The 19,324-nt window shown below is 68.8% G+C and carries 17 protein-coding genes and 1 tRNA gene; 14 read left to right on the top strand and 4 right to left on the bottom strand.

What is annotated here, in order from left to right; all coding sequences use genetic code 11:
* The first annotated feature begins 62 nt into the window (after window positions 1-62).
* From BYZ73_RS15715 to BYZ73_RS15690, 6 genes are all read left to right on the top strand, one after another.
* On the top strand, window positions 63-959 hold the full coding sequence (locus BYZ73_RS15715; protein WP_181498078.1) for an NAD(P)-dependent oxidoreductase: 897 nt from the start codon (window positions 63-65) through the stop codon (window positions 957-959).
* A gap of 181 nt (window positions 960-1,140) precedes the next feature.
* Window positions 1,141-1,761 (top strand): 30S ribosomal protein S4, encoded by a 621-nt coding sequence (gene rpsD, locus BYZ73_RS15710; protein ID WP_108024970.1) that lies wholly within the window; start codon window positions 1,141-1,143, stop codon window positions 1,759-1,761.
* 189 nt (window positions 1,762-1,950) lie between these two features.
* Window positions 1,951-2,487 carry a TIGR00645 family protein gene (locus BYZ73_RS15705; RefSeq protein WP_108024972.1) on the top strand — a complete coding sequence of 179 codons (537 nt, stop codon included), beginning with the start codon at window positions 1,951-1,953 and terminating at the stop codon, window positions 2,485-2,487.
* A 118-nt stretch (window positions 2,488-2,605) separates the two neighbouring features.
* On the top strand, window positions 2,606-3,691 hold the full coding sequence (hisC, locus tag BYZ73_RS15700) for a histidinol-phosphate transaminase (RefSeq protein ID WP_112316662.1): 1,086 nt from the start codon (window positions 2,606-2,608) through the stop codon (window positions 3,689-3,691).
* The gene (locus BYZ73_RS15695) at window positions 3,688-4,611 is read left to right on the top strand and encodes a prephenate/arogenate dehydrogenase family protein (protein WP_112316661.1); all 924 of its coding nucleotides are present in this window, start codon (window positions 3,688-3,690) and stop codon (window positions 4,609-4,611) included. Before hisC ends, BYZ73_RS15695 begins: the two co-directional genes overlap by 4 nt.
* Entirely contained in the window at window positions 4,611-5,546 is a 936-nt protein-coding gene (locus BYZ73_RS15690; protein WP_112316660.1) for an extensin-like domain-containing protein, read from the top strand. The genes BYZ73_RS15695 and BYZ73_RS15690 overlap by 1 nt, the downstream gene beginning before the upstream one ends.
* Before the next feature lie 15 nt (window positions 5,547-5,561).
* Here the strand turns inward: BYZ73_RS15690 and BYZ73_RS15685 are convergent, their stop codons facing one another.
* Window positions 5,562-6,563 (bottom strand): DUF2125 domain-containing protein, encoded by a 1,002-nt coding sequence (locus tag BYZ73_RS15685; protein WP_181498077.1) that lies wholly within the window; start codon window positions 6,561-6,563, stop codon window positions 5,562-5,564.
* 67 nt (window positions 6,564-6,630) lie between these two features.
* On the opposite strand from BYZ73_RS15685, the gene BYZ73_RS15680 reads away from it, so the two are divergent.
* The 3 genes from BYZ73_RS15680 (at window position 6,631) to BYZ73_RS15670 (ending at window position 10,124) form a co-directional block, all read left to right on the top strand.
* Entirely contained in the window at window positions 6,631-7,188 is a 558-nt protein-coding gene (locus BYZ73_RS15680; protein ID WP_112316658.1) for a gamma-glutamylcyclotransferase, read from the top strand.
* Between the two features lie 67 nt (window positions 7,189-7,255).
* Window positions 7,256-8,458: a biopolymer transporter ExbB gene (locus BYZ73_RS15675; protein WP_108024984.1), complete on the top strand. Its 1,203-nt coding sequence runs from the start codon at window positions 7,256-7,258 to the stop codon at window positions 8,456-8,458.
* A 1-nt stretch (window position 8,459) separates the two neighbouring features.
* A complete protein-coding gene (locus tag BYZ73_RS15670) occupies window positions 8,460-10,124 on the top strand; it encodes a peptidoglycan -binding protein (RefSeq protein ID WP_112316657.1) in 1,665 nt (554 codons plus the stop codon).
* 3 nt (window positions 10,125-10,127) lie between these two features.
* Here BYZ73_RS15670 and rimK read toward each other — a convergent pair whose 3' ends face one another.
* On the bottom strand, window positions 10,128-11,540 hold the full coding sequence (rimK, locus tag BYZ73_RS15665; RefSeq protein ID WP_112316656.1) for a 30S ribosomal protein S6--L-glutamate ligase: 1,413 nt from the start codon (window positions 11,538-11,540) through the stop codon (window positions 10,128-10,130).
* Between the two features lie 213 nt (window positions 11,541-11,753).
* Here rimK and tgt point away from each other — a divergent pair, with 213 nt between their 5' ends.
* From tgt to BYZ73_RS15645, 5 genes are all read left to right on the top strand, one after another.
* Entirely contained in the window at window positions 11,754-12,881 is a 1,128-nt protein-coding gene (gene tgt / locus BYZ73_RS15660) for a tRNA guanosine(34) transglycosylase Tgt (RefSeq protein ID WP_112316655.1), read from the top strand.
* Window positions 12,882-13,106: 225 nt separating this feature from the next.
* The gene (lon, locus tag BYZ73_RS15655; RefSeq protein ID WP_112316654.1) at window positions 13,107-15,518 is read left to right on the top strand and encodes an endopeptidase La; all 2,412 of its coding nucleotides are present in this window, start codon (window positions 13,107-13,109) and stop codon (window positions 15,516-15,518) included.
* A gap of 170 nt (window positions 15,519-15,688) precedes the next feature.
* Window positions 15,689-15,763: transfer RNA gene (locus tag BYZ73_RS15650), tRNA-Val, on the top strand.
* 341 nt (window positions 15,764-16,104) lie between these two features.
* On the top strand, window positions 16,105-16,290 hold the full coding sequence (locus BYZ73_RS22435) for a hypothetical protein (protein WP_146746315.1): 186 nt from the start codon (window positions 16,105-16,107) through the stop codon (window positions 16,288-16,290).
* Between the two features lie 533 nt (window positions 16,291-16,823).
* Window positions 16,824-17,414, top strand: a complete 591-nt coding sequence (locus BYZ73_RS15645; RefSeq protein WP_108024994.1) for an outer membrane protein — start codon at window positions 16,824-16,826, stop codon at window positions 17,412-17,414.
* Between the two features lie 4 nt (window positions 17,415-17,418).
* On the opposite strand, the gene BYZ73_RS15640 is transcribed toward BYZ73_RS15645, so the two are convergent.
* Together BYZ73_RS15640 and BYZ73_RS15635 are read right to left on the bottom strand one after the other, a co-directional pair.
* Entirely contained in the window at window positions 17,419-18,801 is a 1,383-nt protein-coding gene (locus BYZ73_RS15640) for a pyridoxal phosphate-dependent decarboxylase family protein (protein WP_112316653.1), read from the bottom strand.
* An 87-nt stretch (window positions 18,802-18,888) separates the two neighbouring features.
* The gene (locus BYZ73_RS15635) at window positions 18,889-19,290 is read right to left on the bottom strand and encodes an MmcQ/YjbR family DNA-binding protein (RefSeq protein WP_181498076.1); all 402 of its coding nucleotides are present in this window, start codon (window positions 19,288-19,290) and stop codon (window positions 18,889-18,891) included.
* Between the last annotated feature and the right edge of the window lie 34 nt (window positions 19,291-19,324).

The following is a 19,324-nucleotide window of genomic DNA, read 5'->3' as shown; positions in this document are numbered from 1 at the left end:
CTATAGCGCGGCTCGGGGCCGGGGCGATTGCATTCGGCGCGGCGGCGGCGCATAGGGCCTCGATGGCCGATGTGCATGTGACCGAACCGATCCATCCCGACGCGCTGGCGCTGCTGGCCTCGGCGGGGCTGAGTGTATCCTGCGGCTGGCAGGACAGCGACCCCGCCGCCGGGCTGGCGGCCGCGCGCGCCTGGATCGTGCGCACCCTCCGGCTGAGCCCCGCGATGATCGCCGGGGCGCCCGCGCTGCAGGCGATCTGCAAGCACGGGGTCGGCACCGACAACATCCCGGTGGCCGAGGCAGAAGGCCGGGGGATTCCGGTCTTCAACACCCCCGGGGCCAATGCCAATGCGGTGGCCGAGCATACGATGATGCTGCTTCTGGCGCTGGCGCGGCAGGCGGTGGCGATGGACCGGGTCGCGCGGGCGGGCTTTGCCGGCGTCGAGCAGCTGGCGCCGGTCGAGCTTTCGGGCCGGCGGATGCTGATCGCGGGCTTCGGGCCGATCGGCCAGCGGGTCGCGCAGCTGGCGCAGGCCTTCGGGATCGAGGTCACGCTGTGGCACCGGCGGCTGAGCGCCGAAGACGCGGGCGTGCCGGTGGTGCGCGATCTGCGGGCGGCACTGCCCGCCGCGCAGATCCTCAGCCTGCATCTGCCGCTGAACGAGGGCACGCGCGGGCTGATCGGCGCGGCCGAGCTGGCGGTACTCCCTGAGGGGGCGATCCTGATCAATACCGGGCGGGGCGGCGTCGTCGACGAGGCGGCGCTGGTGGCGGCCGCGCCCCGGCTGGGCGGCATCGGGCTCGATGTGTTCGAGACCGAACCGGCGCGGCCCTCGGACCCGCTTTTCATGCTGCCGAATGCGCTGGTCTCGCCCCATGCGGCGGCGCGCGGCGACCAGAGCTTCCGGCGGATGGGGATGATGGCGGCCGAGGCGGCGATCCGGGCGCTGGGCGCTTGACAGCGGCGGCCGCCCCTGTATAAGCGCGCCATTCCGGCCTCTCGCGGCCGGGATTTTCATTGGTGTTGGTGGCCCCCGCAAGGGGATGCCTGTCAGGGTTCGGGCCGTTCCGGAACGGGTCCAGAGGACAACGCCCTTCATTGCCGCCCGTCGGGCGGCGCCCGTTTGAAGGAGATCAGCCGTGACCAAACGCACGTCTGCCAAGTACAAGATCGACCGCCGCATGGGCGAAAACATCTGGGGCCGCGCCAAGTCCCCGGTCAACCGCCGCGAATACGGCCCCGGCCAGCACGGCCAGCGCCGCAAGGGCAAGCTGTCCGACTTCGGTATCCAGCTGCGCGCCAAGCAGAAGCTGAAAGGCTACTACGGCGACATGACCGAGAAACAGTTCCGCCGCATCTTCGCCGAGGCCGAGCGTCAGCGCGGTGACACCGGCGAGCTGCTGGTCGGTCTGCTGGAACGCCGTCTGGACACCGTCGTCTACCGCGCCAAGTTCGTGCCGACCATCTTCGCCGCCCGCCAGTTCGTGAACCACGGCCACGTGACGGTGAACGGCCAGCGCGTCAACATCCCGTCCTACCGGGTCAAGGAAGGCGACGTGGTCGAGGTCCGCGAGAAGTCCAAGCAGATGGCCGCGCTGCTCGAAGCGACCCAGCTGTCCGAGCGCGACGTGCCCGACTACATCGAGGCCGACCATTCCAAGATGACCGCCACCTTCGTGCGGATCCCGGGGCTGGGCGATGTGCCCTATCCGGTGGTGATGGAACCCCACCTCGTCATCGAATTCTACGCGCAGAACTAAGGTTCCGCGCCGACACGCAAGATCTGGGGCCCGTCCTGCTGCGCGCAGGGCGGGCCCTTTCCATTGCCGGCGCTGCGGTCTCGGGCGCCCGTCCGGCGGCACACCTGTCGCCGCGCCGGTTCGCCCGCTTGCCCGAATCCGGGCGGCGCGCTATGGGCCGCGCGCAGAGGGTCCCTGGGAGTTCCGATCATGGCCGAAAAACCTTCCGTCGAGCAGGCTTTCGAACGCGGGCTTTTCGCGTCGCGCTGGCTGATGGCGCCGATGTATCTGGGCCTTGTGGTGTCGCTGGCGATGCTGGTCGTCGTCTTCATGCGCGAGATCGCCTATTACGCGCCACAGGTGCTGACCATGTCCAGCGAGACCGCGATCCTGGCGGTGCTGACGCTGATCGACCTGACGCTGGCGGCCAACCTGCTGCTGATCGTGCTGTTCTCGGGCTACGAGAATTTCGTCTCGAAGCTGGATATCGGCGCCCATAACGACCGGCCCGACTGGATGGGCACGGTCGATTTCTCGGGCCTCAAGATGAAGCTGATCGCCTCGATCGTGGCGATTTCCGGGATTCACCTGCTGAAACGCTTCATGGAGATCGGGCAGGCCAAGGCCGATGCGGTCTATGGCAATACAGAACTGTTCTGGCTGGTGCTGATCCATATGGTTTTCGTGCTGTCGGGCGTGCTGCTGGCGGCGATGGACTGGCTCTCGGCGCGCGCCAAGAAGCACTGAGCCGGGACGGCGCGGCCACGCCGGTCACGCGGTCCGCCGAACGGCCCGGGCGGGGGCTTTTCGTGCTGGCCTTGGCCCCGGCCGTGGGCTACGGATGCGCGCCAAGGAGACAACGAAAATGACCAGGATCCCCCCCCAACCCGGAATTCTCGAGATCGCCCTTTACCAGGGCGGGCAGTCGAAGATCGAGGGGATGAGCGATGTCGTCAAGCTGTCGTCGAACGAGAACCCGTTCGGCACCTCCGAGAAGACGAAAGCCGCCTTCTCGCGCTGCGTGCACAGCCTGCATCGCTATCCCTCGACCGACCATGCCGAGCTGCGCGCCGCCATCGGCGAACAGCACGATCTCGACCCCGAGCGGGTGATCTGCGGTGTCGGCTCGGACGAGATCATCGCCTTTCTGTGTCAGGCCTATGCCGGTCCCGGCGACGAGGTGATCCATACCCGGCACGGCTTTGCCATGTACCGGATCTCGGCGCTGGCGGCGGGGGCGACCCCGGTCGAGGTCGACGAGGTCGAGCGCACCGTCGATGTCGACGCGATCCTTGCCGGGGTGACCGACCGGACCCGGATCGTGTTCCTGGCCAATCCGGGCAATCCCACCGGCACCATGATCCCCGAGGCCGAGACCCGGCGGCTGGCCGAAAACCTGCCCGAGCGCGTGGTGCTGGTGCTTGACGCGGCCTATGCCGAATATGTCGAGGGCTTCGATGGCGGCCGTGCGCTGGTCGACCGGCACCATAACGTGGTGATGACCCGGACCTTCTCGAAGATCTACGGCCTTGGCGGGCTGCGGGTCGGCTGGGCCTATGCCGCGCCCGAGGTGATCGGTGTGCTGAACCGGGTCCGCAGCCCCTTCAACCTCGGCCAGGCGCAGCTTGAGACCGCCGAGGCGGCGGTGCGCGATCAGGCGTTCGTGACGCGCTGCCGGGCCGAGAACACCCGGCTTGCGGCCTGGCTGGCCGGGGCGCTGACCGAGGCGGGCGTACCAACCGATCCGACCTTCGCCAACTTCGTGCTGCCGCGCTTTGCCGACGCGGCCGAGGCCGAGGCCTGCGATGCCTATCTCAAGTCGCAGGGGCTGATCGTGCGCCGGGTCGGGGGCTACAAGCTGCCCCATGCGCTGCGCATCACCGTGGGCGACGAGGCGGCCTGCCGCCGGGTGGCCCATGCCGTGCGGGCCTTCAAGGAGGGGGCTCGGTGAGCCCCATCTACGATCGGGTCGCGCTGATCGGGCTGGGCCTGATCGCGGGCTCGATGGCGTTGGCGATGCGCCGGGCGGGGCTGGCGGGCGAGATCGTCGGCACCGCCCGCTCGGCCGAAACCCGCGCCGTTGCCGCCGAGATCGGGCTGGTCGACCGCGTGGTCGAGACTGCGGCCGAGGCGGTCGACGGCGCCGATCTGGTGGTTCTCGCGGTGCCGGTTGGCGCGATGGGCGCGGTTGCGGCCGAGATCGCGCCGCATCTGGCGCCCGGTGCCACCTTGACCGACGTGGGGTCTGTCAAGCGTTCGGTGATCGAGGCGGTCGCGCCGCATGTGCCCGAGGGGGTTCACTTCATCCCCGCGCACCCGCTGGCCGGGACCGAGCATTCGGGGCCGCGCTCGGGCTTTGCCGAACTGTTCGACAATCGCTGGAGCCTGATCGTGCCGGTGCCCGGCACAGACCCCGCCGCGACCGAGCGGCTGAAGCGGCTCTGGGAAGGCATGGGCGCCAATGTCGAGGAAATGGACCCCGACCACCACGATCTGGTGCTGGCGGTGACCTCGCATGTGCCGCACCTCATCGCCTATACCATGGTGGGCGTCGCCGACGACCTGCGCCGGGTGACCGACAGCGAGGTCATCAAGTATTCGGCCGCGGGCTTTCGCGATTTCACCCGGATCGCGGCCTCGGACCCGACCATGTGGCGCGATGTGTTCCTGACCAACAAGGAAGCGACGCTGGAAATCCTCGGCCGCTTCACCGAAGAACTGTTCGCGCTGCAACGGGCGATCCGGACCGGGCAGGGCGACGAGCTGTTCGACTATTTCACCCGGACGCGCGCCATCCGCCGCGGCATCATCGAGGCCGGGCAGGATACCGACGCGCCCGATTTCGGCCGCGGCACCAAGGCTCGCAGCTGATGCGGCGGGCGGGCCTCGGTCTTGCGCTGGTTCTGATCGCCGGAACGGGAAGCGCCGCCACGCTCGACAGTGCACCGCGCCCGAAGCCGCGCCCGGTTGCCAGCCAGACGGTCGTCCCGGCCGAGGCGCCGGTGGCCGCCCTTCTGGCGGCCCGGCCGCAGATGCGTCCCGAGGACGATGCCGCACCGCCGGGTGCCGGGGCCGCGCCTGTGGCCGGCCCGGGCCTTGCGCTGCGCCCGCATCCCCGGCCGACCGTCGCGGGGGCGCCCGTCCGCGTGCGCGAGGTCACGGCCGATATGACCCTCGAGCGGTCCGCCCGGCCAGAGCCGCGTCCGAGAACGCCCTATCAGGTGGCGTCGCTGTCGGCGGCGGGCATCCGCACCCAACCCTCGGCCATCCTGACCCCGCGCGGCGGTGTCGTCTGCGGCGATCCGGCGATCACCGGCCAGATGATCGCGCCGATCCCCGGCCGGATCGCGGGCTGCGGGGTCGACCGGCCGGTGCGGGTGACGGCGGTCGACGGCGTGGCGCTCAGCCAGGCCGCCACCATCGATTGCGACACCGCCCGCGCGCTGCGGGTCTGGGTCAGCGACGGCATCAAGCCCGCCGTGGGCCGTCTGGGCGGGGGCGTTGCCTCGCTGAAGGTCTTTGCCCATTACGCCTGCCGTCCGCGCAACAACCAGAAGGGCGCCAAGGTGTCCGAACACGGGCGCGGCCATGCCGTCGATATCGGCGCGGTGACCTTGCGCAACGGCGTGTCGATGACGGTGGCCCGGGGCTGGAACGACGCCTCGCAGGGCAAGATCCTGAAACGCATCCATCGCGCGGCCTGCGGTCCCTTCGGCACGGTGCTTGGTCCCGGCTCGGACGGGTTCCACAAGGATCACATCCATGTCGATACCGCGCGCTATCGCAGCGGGTCCTATTGCCGCTGAGGCGTCCGGCGCCGTCTAGCGCAGCCGCAAATTCGGCGCAGGTCCCAGCGGCACCGGGCCGAGCCAGACCTGCCCCAGCGCAAGGCGCAGCGGCACGTCCAGCATGTCGGGCCGCCCCGACAGCCCCGCCAGCAGTCCCAGCGCCGCGTCCAGCCGGTCCGCCAGCGGCGCGGAAAGCCGCCCCGAGCCGCGCGCAAGCGCGATCATCTCGCGCCAGTTGGTGGCCCGCAGCGTGATCGTTCCCGAGGGCTGGCCCTCGGCATCGACATCGAAGCGCCCGGCCGCCTTCAGCGCCAGATCGCCCCATTGCGCGTCGAGCCGTCCGATCTCGACCTGTTGCAGCTGCGGGCGCCGGTCCTCGACCGCGTGCCGGTCCCAGGGCGCGTCGAAGACCGCCACGGCCTCGAGCGCGATCCGGTCGAAGACTGGCGGCAGGAGCCCCGCGGGGTCGAGCGTCGCGACAAGCCCCTCGGGCGGGCGCATGCCGCTGGCCCTGAGCCGCAGCCGTTGGGCGCCGGGGCGGTCGTCGAGCGCGGCGGTCTCGATCTCGGCGCCATCCATCGAGGCGCGCCAGCCCGCATCCGACACCAGCCCGAAGGCGCCGACCGAAAGCCGCGCCGAGGCAAGCTCCAGCGCGAGGCCCGGGCGGAAGGCCAGCGCGCCGGTCATCGCTTCGGCGGTGACCTCGATCCGCTCGGCGGGTGTCGCGATCCGCTGGGTCTCGGGCCAGCGGACGGTGACGTGTTGCGGCCGGTGGCTGCGCGCGGAAAATCCGAAGCCGGGCATCGACCAGGCGAGCCCGGTGGCCGGATCGGCCAGATCCAGAGGCGCGAGACGGGTGTCGAAACGGGTGGGGAAGCCGGTCACCGAGATGCGGCCCGCATCGGCCACCCAGCCCTCGGCGCGGCGGGCATCGAGCCAGGCTGCAAGACCCCGTTCGATCCCGCGCGCGGCCAGCGCCCAGTAGCCCGACCAGACCAGCGCCGCCAGCAGCGCCAGAGACAGAAGAAACCTCATCGCCGGGGCCCCCTTTCGTCCCATGCCCCGATGAGGGTAACAGGGGGCGACGGGAAAGGACCAGACGATGCAGGACGGCTTGTGGGTTTTCGGCTATGGATCGCTTCTGTGGAAGCCGGGCTTCGAGGTGGCCGAGCGGCGGCTCGCGCGGCTTGACGGCTGGCATCGCAGCTTCTGCATGCGCTCGATCCACCATCGCGGCACCGAGGCCGAGCCGGGGCTGGTGCTGGCGCTGGATGCCGCGCCGGGGGCCTCTTGCCATGGCGTGGCGCTGCGGGCCGCGCCGGGGACCGAGGACGCGACGCTGGCCGCGCTGCGCGAGCGCGAACTGATCTCGTCGGCCTATTTCGAGGTCGAGCTTGAGGTGACGCCCGAGGCGAGCCCGGACGGGACGGTGCCCGCGCCCTTGCGAGTGGTGGCCTATGTGATCGACCCCGATCACGTGCAGTATTGCGGCGGGCTGCCGCTGGAGGAACAGGCGCGCATCATCGCCCGCGCGCGGGGCGGGATGGGACCGAACGACGAGTACCTGTTCAACACGGTGGCGCATCTGGCCGAACTGGGCCTGTCGGACCCCGATCTCGACTGGCTCGCCCAGCGGGTCAGGGCGTTGCAAACGGATTGATTGTTGTGGGGCCGCCCGGCTTCGCCTAGTCTCTGCCCCAGGAATGACCGGGCCAGAACCCAATCCCATGGACAAGACTCCCCGCGAGGCCGAGCCGCAGTTTTCCAGACCGCTGCGGCAGGTTGTGTTGATGACCAGTTCCTGCGTGCTGTTCGCGACGGGAGCCTATCTGGCCTACCCTCAGGTGGCGCCGGTCTTCATGGCCAGCCCCTATCTGAACGGGGCCATCTTCTTTGTCTTTCTGATCGGGGTCGCGACCTGCTTTCTGCAGGTGATCCAGCTGGGCGCCTCGGTGCGCTGGATCGAGGATTTCGCCTCGGGCATTCCGGGGCACAACCTGACCCGCGCGCCGCGGCTGCTGGCGCCGCTGGCGGCATTGCTGCGCAAGCGCCGCGACAAGCGGATGCAGATCAACACGGGCTCGGCTCGCACCATCCTGGATTCCGTCGCGACCCGGATCGAGGAACAGCGCGACATCACCCGTTATCTGACCAACCTTCTGATTTTCCTCGGGCTTCTGGGCACCTTCTACGGGCTTGCCACGGTGGTTCCTGCGGTGGTGGACACCATCCGGTCGCTGGCGCCCCGCGAGGGCGAGGGCGGCGTCGAGGTGTTCGGGCGGCTGATGACCGGGCTCGAAAGCCAGCTGGGCGGCATGGGCACGGCCTTCGCCTCGTCGCTTCTGGGGCTCGCGGGCTCGCTGGTGGTGGGGCTGCTCGAGCTGTTCGCCGGGCATGGCCAGAACCGGTTCTATCAGGAACTCGAGGAATGGCTGTCGTCGATCACCCGGCTCGGGTTCTCGTCCGGCGACGGCGAGGGCGAGGTCAGCGCCGAGGTCGGTCTTCTGGCTGCCACCCTCGACCAGCTGGCCGAGCAGATGGAGGGGCTGCACACGCTTTTCGCCGAATCCGAGGGCGAGCGGGTGGCGCTGGAAAGCCGGGTCGGCACGCTGGCCGAGGCGGTCAATACGCTGGGCGCGGCGATGGAACGGCAGCTTGACGACACCCGCGCGGTGACGGACGCGCTGTCGCGGGTGGCCGATGCGCAGGGCCGCGCCACCGCCGCCATCGAGGCGCGGATGGGCGAAGAGGGCGCGCTGGCCGATGCCGAGGCGCGGATGCGGCTGCGGTCGATCGACGTGCAACTTCTGCGCATTCTCGAAGAGATTTCGGCCGGGCGGCAGGAGACGGTGACCGATCTGCGCGGCGACCTGGCGGCGCTGGGTCGGGTGCTGTCGCGGCTGGCGCCCGGGGACGAGCGGTGGGGCTGAGATGGCCCTGACCCGGCGCAGCGGCGGACGGTTCCAGGCCACGATCTGGCCGGGCTTCGTCGATGCGATGACGGCGCTGCTGCTGGTCCTGATGTTCGTGCTGTCGATCTTCATGCTGGTGCAGGAGATGCTGCGCGAGACCATCACCGGGCAGAAAAGCGAACTGACCGAGCTGAATGCCGAACTGTCGGCGCTGGCCGATGCGCTGGGCATGGAACGCCAGCGCGCCTCGGGGCTGGAGGAGCAGGTGGGCGAACTGGGCGCGGCACTCAGCACGGCGCGGACCGATGCCGAGGCGCAGGCGGCGCTGATCGCGACGCTGCGCGACCGGGTCTCGGTGGGCGAGGCCGATCTGGCCGCCGCGCGGATCCGGATCGACGATGTCGAGGCGCGTGTGGCCCAGCTTTTGACCGAACGCGACGCGGCGCAGGCGCGCGGCGATGCGCTGGCGGGCGAGGTGACCGAGCTTGAGGGCACCCGCGACCGGCTGGAGGCGGCACTGGCCTCGACCCGGCAGGAAGTCGACGCCCAGACCGAGGCTGCGCGGCTGGCCGCCGCCCGGCGCGAGGCGCTGGAAGCGCTGATCGCCGATCTGCGCGCCCGGAACGCCGAAACCGAAGCGGCGCGCGCGGCGCTGGCGGATGAGGTCGAAAGCACCGAGGCCGCGCTGTCGCAGGCCGAAAAGGACCGTCTGGCCGAGGCGGCGGCGGCCGCGGCGCTGCGCGAAAAGCTGGCCGGGTCCGAGGATGAATTGACCGCCATGAGCTTGGCGCTGGAAGAGGCGCGCAAGCGCGCCGAGGACACGCTGACCCTGCTGGCGGCGGCCGAAAAGGCGCGCGATCAGGCCGCGACCAGGGCCGAAGGCGCGCTGACCGAGGCCGACCGGCGCGCGGCGTTGCTGGCGGTGGCGAACGAGGCGCTCGACAAGGAAGAGGCCAAATCGGCCGAAAGCCAGCGGCAGGTCGAGCTTCTGAACCGGCAGATGGCGGCGCTGCGCGGCCAGTTGGGCGAGTTGCAGGGGTTGCTGGACGCGGCCGAGGATCGCGATGCCGCGGCGCGGGTCCAGATCGAGACGCTGGGCAGCAAGCTGAACGCGGCGCTGGCGCAGGCGGCGTCCGAACAGCGCGCCCGGGCCGAGCTGGAAGAGGCTGCGCGGCGCAAGGCCGAGGAAGAGGCCGCGCGGCTTGCCGCCGAGAAGAAGACGCTGGAAGGCTACCGGTCGGAATTCTTCGGGCGGATGCGCACGCTCCTGGCCGGGCGCGAGGGCGTCAGGATCGTGGGCGACCGCTTCGTGTTTTCGTCAGAGGTGCTGTTCGAGACCGGCAAGGCGGATCTGTCGGACGATGGCGAGGCGCAGATCGCCAATGTGGTGTCGATCCTGCGCGAGGTCGCGGGCGAGATCCCGCCAGATATCGACTGGATCCTGCGGGTCGACGGCCATACCGATGACGTGCCGCTGGCGAAGGGGGCCGATTTCGCCGACAACTGGGAACTGAGCCAGGCCCGCGCCCTGTCGGTGGTGCGCTACATGACCGAGGATCTGGGCTTTCCGCCCGACCGGCTGGCGGCGGCGGGCTTCGGCCAGTACCAGCCCGTGGCGTCGGGCGACAGCCCCGAGGCGCGCGCCCAGAACCGCCGGATCGAGCTGAAACTGACCGAGCGCTGAGCGTCAGCGCCGCCGCCGTCCCTTGGGAACCGGCAGCGGGCGCACCCGCTTTTCGATCTCGTCGTACAGCATGCCCGCGATGTTCTTGGCCGAGGCCTTCTCGATTCCCTCGAGCCCGGGCGAGGAATTGACCTCCAGCACCTTGGGCCCGTCATGGGCGCGCAGAACGTCGACCCCGGCGAGGTTCAGCTTGAAGGCGCGGGCCGCGCGCACCGCGGTCTCGCGTTCCTGCGGGGTGATCTTGACCGGCACCGCATAGCCGCCCTGATGCAGGTTCGACCGGAAATCGCCCTCGGCGCCGGTCCGTTTCATCGCCGCCACGACCTTCGATCCGACGACAAGACAGCGGATGTCCTCGCCGGCGGCTTCCTTGATGAAGCGCTGGACGAGAAACGAGGCCTTGAGCCCGCGAAAGGCCGAGATCACCGATTCGGCCGCGTTGGTGGTTTCGGCCAGTACCACGCCCTTGCCCTGCGTCGATTCCAGAAGCTTGACGATCAGCGGCGCGCCGCCCACCAGCGAGATCAGGTTGCCGGTATCCTTGGGCGAGGCGGCAAAGGCGGTCGTGGGCATGCCGATCCGGTGGCGGGCGAGGATCTGATGGGCATGCAGCTTGTCGCGGCTGGCCGTGATGCCTTCGGATCCGTTGACGCAATAGGTGCCGATGGTCTCGAACTGGCGGATCACGGCGGTGCCGTAGGCGGTGACCGAGGCGCCGATCCGGGGAATGATCGCGTCGTAGCGGGGCAGGCGGGCACCGTCGTAATGCACCTCGGGCGCCAGCGCGTCGAGCGCCATGTAGCAGCGCGCGGTGTCGATCACCTCGACCACATGGCCGCGCGCCTCGCCCTCGGCCACCAGCCGCGCGGTCGAATAGTTGTGCGGCTCGCGGCTCAGCACGGCGACGCGCAGCACCCGCGCGGGCGCGACCTCGCGCACCCGCTGGCTGTGATAGACGTCATAGGACAGGATCGGCTGGCAGAAACTATCGACCGGGCTGACCAGGACGTCCTCGCCCAGCGCCTGCCGGCCCAGCAGCATCCGGTAGGCCATGCCGCCCCGGTGGGTCAGGGTCAGCTCGATCGGCCAGCGCCGCTCGCCCACCACGATGTCGGCGGCGATGACATAGCGCCATTCCGAGTCGCCGTTCGACGAGGTCACCTCGCGGCGGTCGACGACGGTGGCCGAGCAGGGGATCGACAGATCCTCGCGCCCGGGGATCGGATGCACCGCAAAGCGGACCTTGGGCCGCGAGGCGGGCCCGAAGGGCTCGATGTCGAAGGCATGCAGCGCCGAGGTCTTGGCCCCGGTATCGACCTTGGCCTTCATCGCGGGCAACCCCAGCTCGGGCAGCGAGATCCATTCTTCCCAGCCAAGGCGAAAGCCCGGGAGCGCCAGTTCGGTGTGCTCGGTCATGCGGATCGTCCTGTGCGGTGGCCGGGCGCGCGGCCCGTTTCCTTCCCAAGTGCTGTCCGGTGTCCTGTCCCGAGGCCGGACCTGTCGCGCCCTGTTAGCGAAGCCCGCTCCGGGGGCACAAGCGGCGCATCGTCCCGGGGCCGGAGATTTTCGTCTGAAGCGGCGCGCCGGAGCCTCTGTCCCCGGCCGCGCCGGGCTGATATGCGAACGTCCATGACGACATTCGGTTTCACCCTTCACGCTACCGACGGTGCCGCGCGCACCGGCGCCATCGCAACCCCGCGCGGCACGATCCGCACCCCCGCCTTCATGCCTGTCGGCACCGCCGGCACGGTCAAGGCGATGCTGCCCGAAAGCGTGGCGGCGACCGGCGCCGACATCCTGCTGGGCAATACCTATCACCTGATGCTGCGGCCCGGGGCCGAGCGGGTGGCGCGCCTTGGAGGGTTGCACGCCTTCATGCATTGGGACAAGCCCATCCTCACCGATTCCGGCGGCTTTCAGGTCATGAGCCTGTCGGGGCTGAGGAAAATGTCGGAGGACGGGGTCGCCTTCCGGTCGCATATCGATGGCTCGACCCACATGCTGAGCCCCGAGCGCAGCATGGAGATCCAGCGCCTCTTGGGGTCCGACATCGTGATGTGTTTCGACGAATGCCCGGCGCTCCCGGCCTCGGAGGCCGAGGTCGCGCGCGCGATGCGGCTGTCGATGCGCTGGGCCGAGCGGTCGAAGGCGGCCTTCGGCGACCGTCCGGGCCATGCGCTGTTCGGGATCATGCAGGGCGGCGTCACCCGCGAGCTGCGCGAGGAATCGGCCCGGGCGCTGACGGCCATCGGCTTCGACGGCTATGCGGTGGGCGGGCTCGCGGTTGGCGAGGGGCAGGAGGCGATGTTCGGCGTCCTCGACTATGCCACCGGATTTTTGCCCGAGGGCCGGCCGCGCTATCTGATGGGCGTCGGCAAGCCCGACGACATTGTCGGCGCGGTCGCGCGCGGCATCGACATGATGGATTGCGTGCTGCCCTCGCGCTCGGGGCGCACGGGGCAGGCCTTTACCCGGCGCGGCGTCGTCAACATCAAGAACGCCCGCCATGCCGACGATCCGCGCCCGCTGGACGAACACTGTTCCTGCCCGGCCTGCCGCAACTATTCGCGCGCCTATCTGCATCATGTGTTCCGGGCGCAGGAAATCCTCTCGTCGATGCTGCTGACCTGGCACAACCTGCATTATTTCCAGGAGCTGATGGCGGGCATGCGCGCGGCTATCGCCGAGGGCCGGTTTGCGGCTTGGCAGGCAGAGTTCCATGCCGGGCGCGCCGAAGGCGATATCGACCCGCTCTAGACGGGCGCGCCGTTGACGGCGGGTTTACCCTGGCGGGGCTTTGCCCGGACGGGGTCCGTCTCGGCGCTTGCGCCGGGTGCGCCGGGCGGGCATTCTGGACCCCGGAACATGGCGGGCATGTTGAATTGGCGACCAATTGCCCCAGATAATGACAGCAGACCGGGGACGGCCATGCGCTGCCGATGATCGGGGCCGGTAGCCGTCCAGCGAACCTAAGGATACCTCATGCCCGAGCATATCAGCTCTTCCTATCCCGTCCTTCCGCTGCGCGATATCGTGGTCTTCCCCCACATGATCGTGCCGCTCTTCGTCGGCCGCGAGAAATCCGTCCGTGCGCTCGAAGAGGTGATGCAGGACGACAAGCAGATCCTTCTGTCGGCACAGATCGACCCGGCGGTGGACGAACCCTCGACCGAGGGCATCTACCGGACCGGCGTGCTGGCCAACGTGCTGCAACTGCTCAAGCTGCCCGACGGCACCGTCAAGGTGCTGGTCGAGGGCAAGACGCGGGTGCGCACCACCGGCTATCTCGACAATCCCTCCTTCTTCGAGGCGAGTTGCGAGCCGCTGTCCGAGGACCTGGGCGACGAGGAGGTGGTCGAGGCGCTGCTGCGCTCGGTCGGCGCCGAGTTCGAGCGCTATGCCAAGGTCAAGAAGAACATCCCCGAAGAGGCGCTGTCGGCGGTGGCGGACACCCGCGAACCGGCCAAGCTGGCCGATCTGGTCGCGGGCCATCTGGGCGTCGAGGTCGCGCAGAAGCAGGAGCTTCTGGAAACGCTGACCGTCGCCGAGCGGCTGGAGAAGGTCTATGGCCTGATGCAGGGCGAGATGTCGGTCCTGCAGGTCGAGAAGAAGATCAAGACCCGCGTCAAGTCGCAGATGGAGCGCACCCAGCGCGAATACTACCTGAACGAGCAGATGAAGGCGATCCAGCGCGAGCTGGGCGATGGCGACGATGGCCAGAACGAGATCGCCGAGCTGGAAGAACGGATCGCCGGCACCAAGCTGTCGAAGGAAGCCTCCGAGAAGGTCGCGGCCGAGGTCAAGAAGCTGAAGTCGATGTCCCCGATGTCGGCCGAGGCGACGGTCGTGCGCAACTATCTCGACTGGATCCTGTCGCTGCCCTGGGGCGTGAAATCGCGGGTCAAGAAGGACCTGACCGCGGCCGAGAAGGTTCTGGACAACGACCATTACGGGCTTGAGAAGGTCAAGGAACGGATCGTCGAATATCTGGCGGTGCAGCAGCGCAGCCAGAAGCTGAAAGGCCCGATCCTCTGCCTCGTCGGCCCGCCTGGCGTCGGCAAGACCTCGCTTGGCAAGTCGGTCGCGCGGGCGACGGGACGCGAATTCATCCGCATCAGCCTGGGCGGCGTGCGCGACGAATCCGAGATCCGCGGCCACCGCCGGACCTATATCGGCTCGATGCCCGGCAAGATCATCCAGGCGATGAAGAAGGCCAAGACCACCAACCCGCTGATCCTGCTCGATGAAATCGACAAGATGGGGCAGGATTTCCGTGGCGACCCGGCCTCGGCCATGCTGGAAGTGCTGGACCCGGAACAGAACGCGACCTTCGTCGATCACTATCTCGAGGTCGAATACGACCTCTCGAACGTGATGTTCCTGACCACGGCCAACAGCTACAACATGCCGGGCCCGCTTCTGGACCGGATGGAGATCATCAGCCTCGCGGGCTACACCGAGGACGAAAAGCGCGAGATCGCCGAACGTCACCTGGTGCCCAAGCAGATGAAGAACCACGGGCTGAAGGCCAAGGAATTCGAGCTGACGCCCGAGGCGCTGACCGAGATCATCCGCCGCTATACCCGCGAGGCGGGGGTGCGGAACCTCGAGCGCGAGATCGCCAAGCTGGGCCGGAAGGCCGTGACCAAGCTGATCAAGAAAGAGACCGACAAGGTCACTATCGGGCCGGATGTCGTCGAGGACTATCTGGGGGTCAAGAAGTACCGCTACGGGCTGGCCGAGAAGGAAGACCAGATCGGCGTCGTGACGGGTCTGGCCTGGACCTCGGTCGGGGGCGATCTTCTGTCCATCGAGGCGCTCAAGCTGCCGGGCAAGGGCCGGATGAAGACCACCGGCAAGCTGGGCGATGTGATGAAGGAATCGATCGACGCCGCCTCGAGCTATGTCCGCTCGATCGCGCCCGAGATCGGCTTCAAGCCGCCGCGCTTCGACAAGATCGACATCCACGTCCACGTGCCCGAGGGCGCGACGCCCAAGGACGGCCCCTCGGCCGGGGTGGCGATGGTGACCTCGATCGTTTCGGTGCTGACCCAGATCCCGGTCCGCAAGGATATCGCGATGACCGGCGAGGTGACGCTGCGCGGCAATGTGCTGGCCATCGGCGGGCTGAAAGAGAAACTGCTGGCGGCGCTGCGCGGCGGGATCAAGACGGTGCTGATCCCGGAAGAGAACGAGAAGGACCTGCGCGAGATCCCCGACAACGTGAAGGAGGGGCTGACGATCATCCCCGTCTCTCATGTCCGCGAGGTTCTGAAACAGGCCTTGGTGCGCGAACCCGAGCCCATCGAATGGGACGAAGCCGCCGAGGAGGCCGCAGCGGCCGCCGCCGCCAAGGCCTCGGGCGGCGAGGCGGCGGGGCAGGTCGCGCACTGACGCGGACCTGACCGATGCCTCGGGACAAGACCCAGGACGCGCCCCAAAGGGCGCGTCTTTTCGCATCAGGCCTGTGGGGCGGCGGCAATGGCGGTATCCGAAAAAAGCCCTGGCCATTTCGCCCCGACCCTCTTGCAAAGCTCGGCACGGACGGATAACAAGCGCGCCACGGGTGATTAGCTCAGTGGTAGAGCGCTTCGTTCACATCGAAGATGTCAGGAGTTCGAATCTCTTATCACCCACCATCTTCTCAATGGCTTATGGCGTTTCTGCAAAGTGCTCACGGGTTCACTGACCCTGTCGGAGCTTTCTGACGTCCAGCACGTCGGCTGCGCGGGCCCGGGGGGCAGAAGACCTGGTGCAGATGCCCGGTCACAATGCCGTTGGAATGCCCTGGCAACCTGCTGCTACGATCCGGTCTCGACGCGCTTTGCCGAAATGACACATGGTCGGCAGAATCGCGGCTGTCTTGCTCTCTCGATCTCGGGAACCATTGCAGATGCGCAGAGCGGCGGGCGATCACGGCAGTCAGAGCCCGCGCGCAGTCGGCCGCGCTCTGGTCGTCCGGGGCCGCGGGGACGGGCGCATGACCGGCAGCAAGAACGTCGATCCCGGCACGGTCCCGACGCAAGTCCGGGCCGGGTTCCGGACCGTCGAGTGGTTGCGCGGTCTTTCCGCATCGGACCGTTGGTTCTCTGCGCCAGTCCGTTCGTTCGGCATCGGCTTGCCCGGCGCGCTGTCATGCCGCTCGATCCGGGTTCCGGTCGCCTGAGTCGCGCCGGATGTGTCGGCGGCACCTTGGGGTGTTTCGAGCGGCTGGACGCTCCGTCCATTCGCGAACCGGTCATGACCGTTCGACGGGAAACGCACCTTGGGAGGTATTTCCAGGTCCGTCTCGATCCGGCGAGCGGCGCACATGGGTCGCGCCTCAAGCAGGATCCGCGCCGCGCGGCGCCGGTCCGGGCTGGTGAAGCCGCGGGCCCGGGCGGCCAAAGGGAACTTTTGGGGAAGGGAGGCGTTCTCTGGCTGAAGGGCGGCCGTCGGGGTGCCCTTCACGGGGGCGGGCGTTTCGCTTGCGTCAGATGCGCAGGACTTTGCTCAGCGAGGGGCAAGGACCGGCCAGTATCTGCCGGATCGGTGCAACCGGCGGCGCTACGGCTCACATCCCCGTGCTTAGCTCTTTTCAGGGGCGGGCATGAGGATTTTGTTATGAGGTGCGGGATGGCTCCCGGTTCCGCACCAGAATCGTACACACCGCCCCTCCTCCCTGGAGGCGGAGAACAAACGAGAGGCAAGGAGAAGACAATGACATCCTATTTTGCACCCGCCGCGATCGCATTGGGTCTGTCCGCGGCGATGGCCGCCCCGGCGATGGCGGGCAGCTATGCCCCGGCTCCGGCCGAACCCGTGATCGTGCCCGCCGTGCCGGCTGCCGCGCCCGATGGCGACTGGGGCGGCGCCTATGTTGGTCTGAGCTACGGCTATATCGACGTGTCGACCGATAGCGGGGCCCCGGACGATGACAGCGATGCCCTTGGCATCATGGCGGGCTATCGCTGGGACTTCGGCAAGACCGTCGCCGGTGTCGAGGTCGAATATGGTGAACCCGATCTGAACTTCGGCTCGGAAGAGGTCGACTCGGTGTGGCGGATCAAGGGCCAGTACGGCTACGATTTCGGCCGTACCCTGGCCTACGCGACCGCGGGTATCGCGCCCACCGACACCTCGATCGGCAGCGAAACCGGCTATCTGGTCGGTCTCGGCGTCGATTACCAGATGACCCCGAACTGGGTGCTGGGCGCCGAAGTGCTGTATCACGACTTCGACGAATTCGGCAGCTCGGGCGTGGGCGCCGACGCGACCACCGCGGCGGTCCGCGTGTCCTACCGGTTCTGACCGGTCACCGGGTCAGATCGGCCAGCACCCGCGGGATCGTCAGAACGTCCTCGCGGGTGCAGTCGAACGGCCCGACCTGAACCCGGATCACCAGCCGTCCCTCGTGGCGTGTCTGGGTCAGATAGATACGGCCGTCATCGTTGACCCGCGTGAGCAGGTCGGCGGTGGCGGCTTCGTCGTTCAGGGCGAAGGTGAACAGCGACAGGCGCGGTTCGGTCACGATCTCGATCCCCGGCAGCGCCGCGATGGAGTCGCGCGCCTCGGCCGCCCAGGAGACATGGTTCCTGATCCGAGTGCGCAGTCCCTCGAGCCCGTAGGCGCGCAGCGTGAACCACAGCTTCAGCGCCCGGAAGCGGCGCCCCAGAGGCACAGTCCATTCGTTGAAATCCGTCACCTCCGACTGGCCGAGCGTCTGCAGGTAGTCGGGGCGCAGGCCCAGGGTCCGGACCTGCGGCGCCGGGTCGGCCAGGAACTGCACCGAACAGTCGAACTGGACGCCCAGCCACTTGTGCGGGTTGAAGACAAGCGAGTCGACCGTCTCGATCCCCTCCCACAGGTCCCGGAATTCGGGGCAGATCATCGCCGAGCCGGCCCAGGCGGCATCGACATGGATATAAAGCCCGTGCGCCCGGGCCACGGCCGCGCAGGCGGCGATGGGGTCGGTCGCGCCGATGCCGGTGGCGCCGACACACAGAATGACCCCCGCCGGGACCCGCCCGGCCATGAGATCGGCGCGGATCGCGGCGTCGAGCGCGGCCGGGTCCATGGCGAAATCGGCATCGGTCGCGACCTTGACGAGATTCTCCTGCCCGATCCCGGCGATCCGAACCGCCTTGTCGACCGAGCTGTGGGTCTGGGCGCTGGCATAGATCCGCAGCCTCGGCTGCCCGGCCAGACCCTCGCTGTTGCCCGCCCAGCCCAGCGCGCGTTCGCGCATCGTCAGCACCGCCGAAAGCGTCGCGGTGGTGGCGCTGTCATGGATCGTGCCGGTGAAGCGGTCCGAAAGCCCAAGCGCCTGACGCAGCCAGCCGACCATCACCTGTTCGATCTCGGTCGCGGCGGGCGAGGTCTGCCACAGCATGCATTGCGCGGCCATGGCATTGGCCAGCTGCTCGGCCAGCATCGAGGCGGGCGAGGCGTTCGACGGGAAATAGGCGAAGAAGCGGGGATGCTGCCAGTGGGTCATCGCGCCCGGCACCAGCGCCTCGAAATCGGCGAAGATCGTCTCGACCGGTTCCGGGGCCTCGGGCGGCGCGGCGGGCAGGTTCGCGGCCGTTTCGCCGGGGGCGGTCTGGCCCCGGACCGGCCGGTCGCGGAGCCCTGCGTGATAGGCCTGCGCCCAGTCGGCGGCGCGTTTCGACCAATAGGCGAGATCGTCGTGATTCATGGCCTGTCCCCTCTGTTCGGGACCGGGATAGGCCCGGGACGGCGTGGCGGGCAAGGAGGCGGGGTGCCTCAGCGGGGGAGGGCGGGGTCAGTCGAGCGTCGCCTGCACCCGGCGCGGCAGGCTCGCGCGCACGGTGTCGTAACTTTCGCGCAGGCGGTGGGCCATTTCTTCGGGGTCTTGGCTGGCGGTTTCGAGCGCGATCCAGCCGCCGCGCGGCAGATAGGGCGCTTTCCCCGCCCGGCCGACCGAGATCAGCATTTCGGCAAAGCCCGGATCGGCGCATTTCAGCGAGACCCGGCCCGACCCCGGCGCCATCAGCGCAAAGATCTTGTCGCCGACCTTCCAGACTTCGGTTCCGGGGCCGAAGGGCTGGCTGCGCGCGGCCCCGGGCAGGCCGTCGCAAAAGGCCAGGATCTGGTCTTCGGTCATCGGGGCAGGCGTCTGGTCGGGCGTCTGGTCGGGCGTCGGGTCAGGTGTCGGGTCGGACATGGGGCGGGGTTCCGGGCGTCGGGACAGGGATCGC

The sequence above is a fragment of the Rhodovulum viride genome, from assembly GCF_003265965.1.
Lineage (GTDB): Bacteria > Pseudomonadota > Alphaproteobacteria > Rhodobacterales > Rhodobacteraceae > Rhodovulum > Rhodovulum kholense.
Note: the sequence above shows the minus strand (reverse complement) of the source record. Positions and strands in the feature narration are given on the sequence as shown.

Excerpts from the sequence above, each read along its gene's own strand:
- BYZ73_RS15715 (WP_181498078.1), top strand. The coding sequence starts at position 63 with ATGGCCGATGTGCATGTGACCGAACCGATCCATCCCGACGCGCTGGCG.
- BYZ73_RS15705 (WP_108024972.1), top strand. The coding sequence starts at position 1,951 with ATGGCCGAAAAACCTTCCGTCGAGCAGGCTTTCGAACGCGGGCTTTTC.
- hisC (WP_112316662.1), top strand. The coding sequence starts at position 2,606 with ATGACCAGGATCCCCCCCCAACCCGGAATTCTCGAGATCGCCCTTTAC.
- BYZ73_RS15690 (WP_112316660.1), top strand. The coding sequence starts at position 4,611 with ATGCGGCGGGCGGGCCTCGGTCTTGCGCTGGTTCTGATCGCCGGAACG.
- BYZ73_RS15685 (WP_181498077.1), bottom strand. The coding sequence starts at position 6,563 with ATGAGGTTTCTTCTGTCTCTGGCGCTGCTGGCGGCGCTGGTCTGGTCG.
- BYZ73_RS15680 (WP_112316658.1), top strand. The coding sequence starts at position 6,631 with ATGCAGGACGGCTTGTGGGTTTTCGGCTATGGATCGCTTCTGTGGAAG.
- BYZ73_RS15675 (WP_108024984.1), top strand. The coding sequence starts at position 7,256 with ATGGACAAGACTCCCCGCGAGGCCGAGCCGCAGTTTTCCAGACCGCTG.
- BYZ73_RS15670 (WP_112316657.1), top strand. The coding sequence starts at position 8,460 with ATGGCCCTGACCCGGCGCAGCGGCGGACGGTTCCAGGCCACGATCTGG.
- rimK (WP_112316656.1), bottom strand. The coding sequence starts at position 11,540 with ATGACCGAGCACACCGAACTGGCGCTCCCGGGCTTTCGCCTTGGCTGG.
- tgt (WP_112316655.1), top strand. The coding sequence starts at position 11,754 with ATGACGACATTCGGTTTCACCCTTCACGCTACCGACGGTGCCGCGCGC.
- lon (WP_112316654.1), top strand. The coding sequence starts at position 13,107 with ATGCCCGAGCATATCAGCTCTTCCTATCCCGTCCTTCCGCTGCGCGAT.
- BYZ73_RS22435 (WP_146746315.1), top strand. The coding sequence starts at position 16,105 with ATGACCGGCAGCAAGAACGTCGATCCCGGCACGGTCCCGACGCAAGTC.
- BYZ73_RS15645 (WP_108024994.1), top strand. The coding sequence starts at position 16,824 with ATGACATCCTATTTTGCACCCGCCGCGATCGCATTGGGTCTGTCCGCG.
- BYZ73_RS15640 (WP_112316653.1), bottom strand. The coding sequence starts at position 18,801 with ATGAATCACGACGATCTCGCCTATTGGTCGAAACGCGCCGCCGACTGG.
- BYZ73_RS15635 (WP_181498076.1), bottom strand. The coding sequence starts at position 19,290 with ATGTCCGACCCGACACCTGACCCGACGCCCGACCAGACGCCCGACCAG.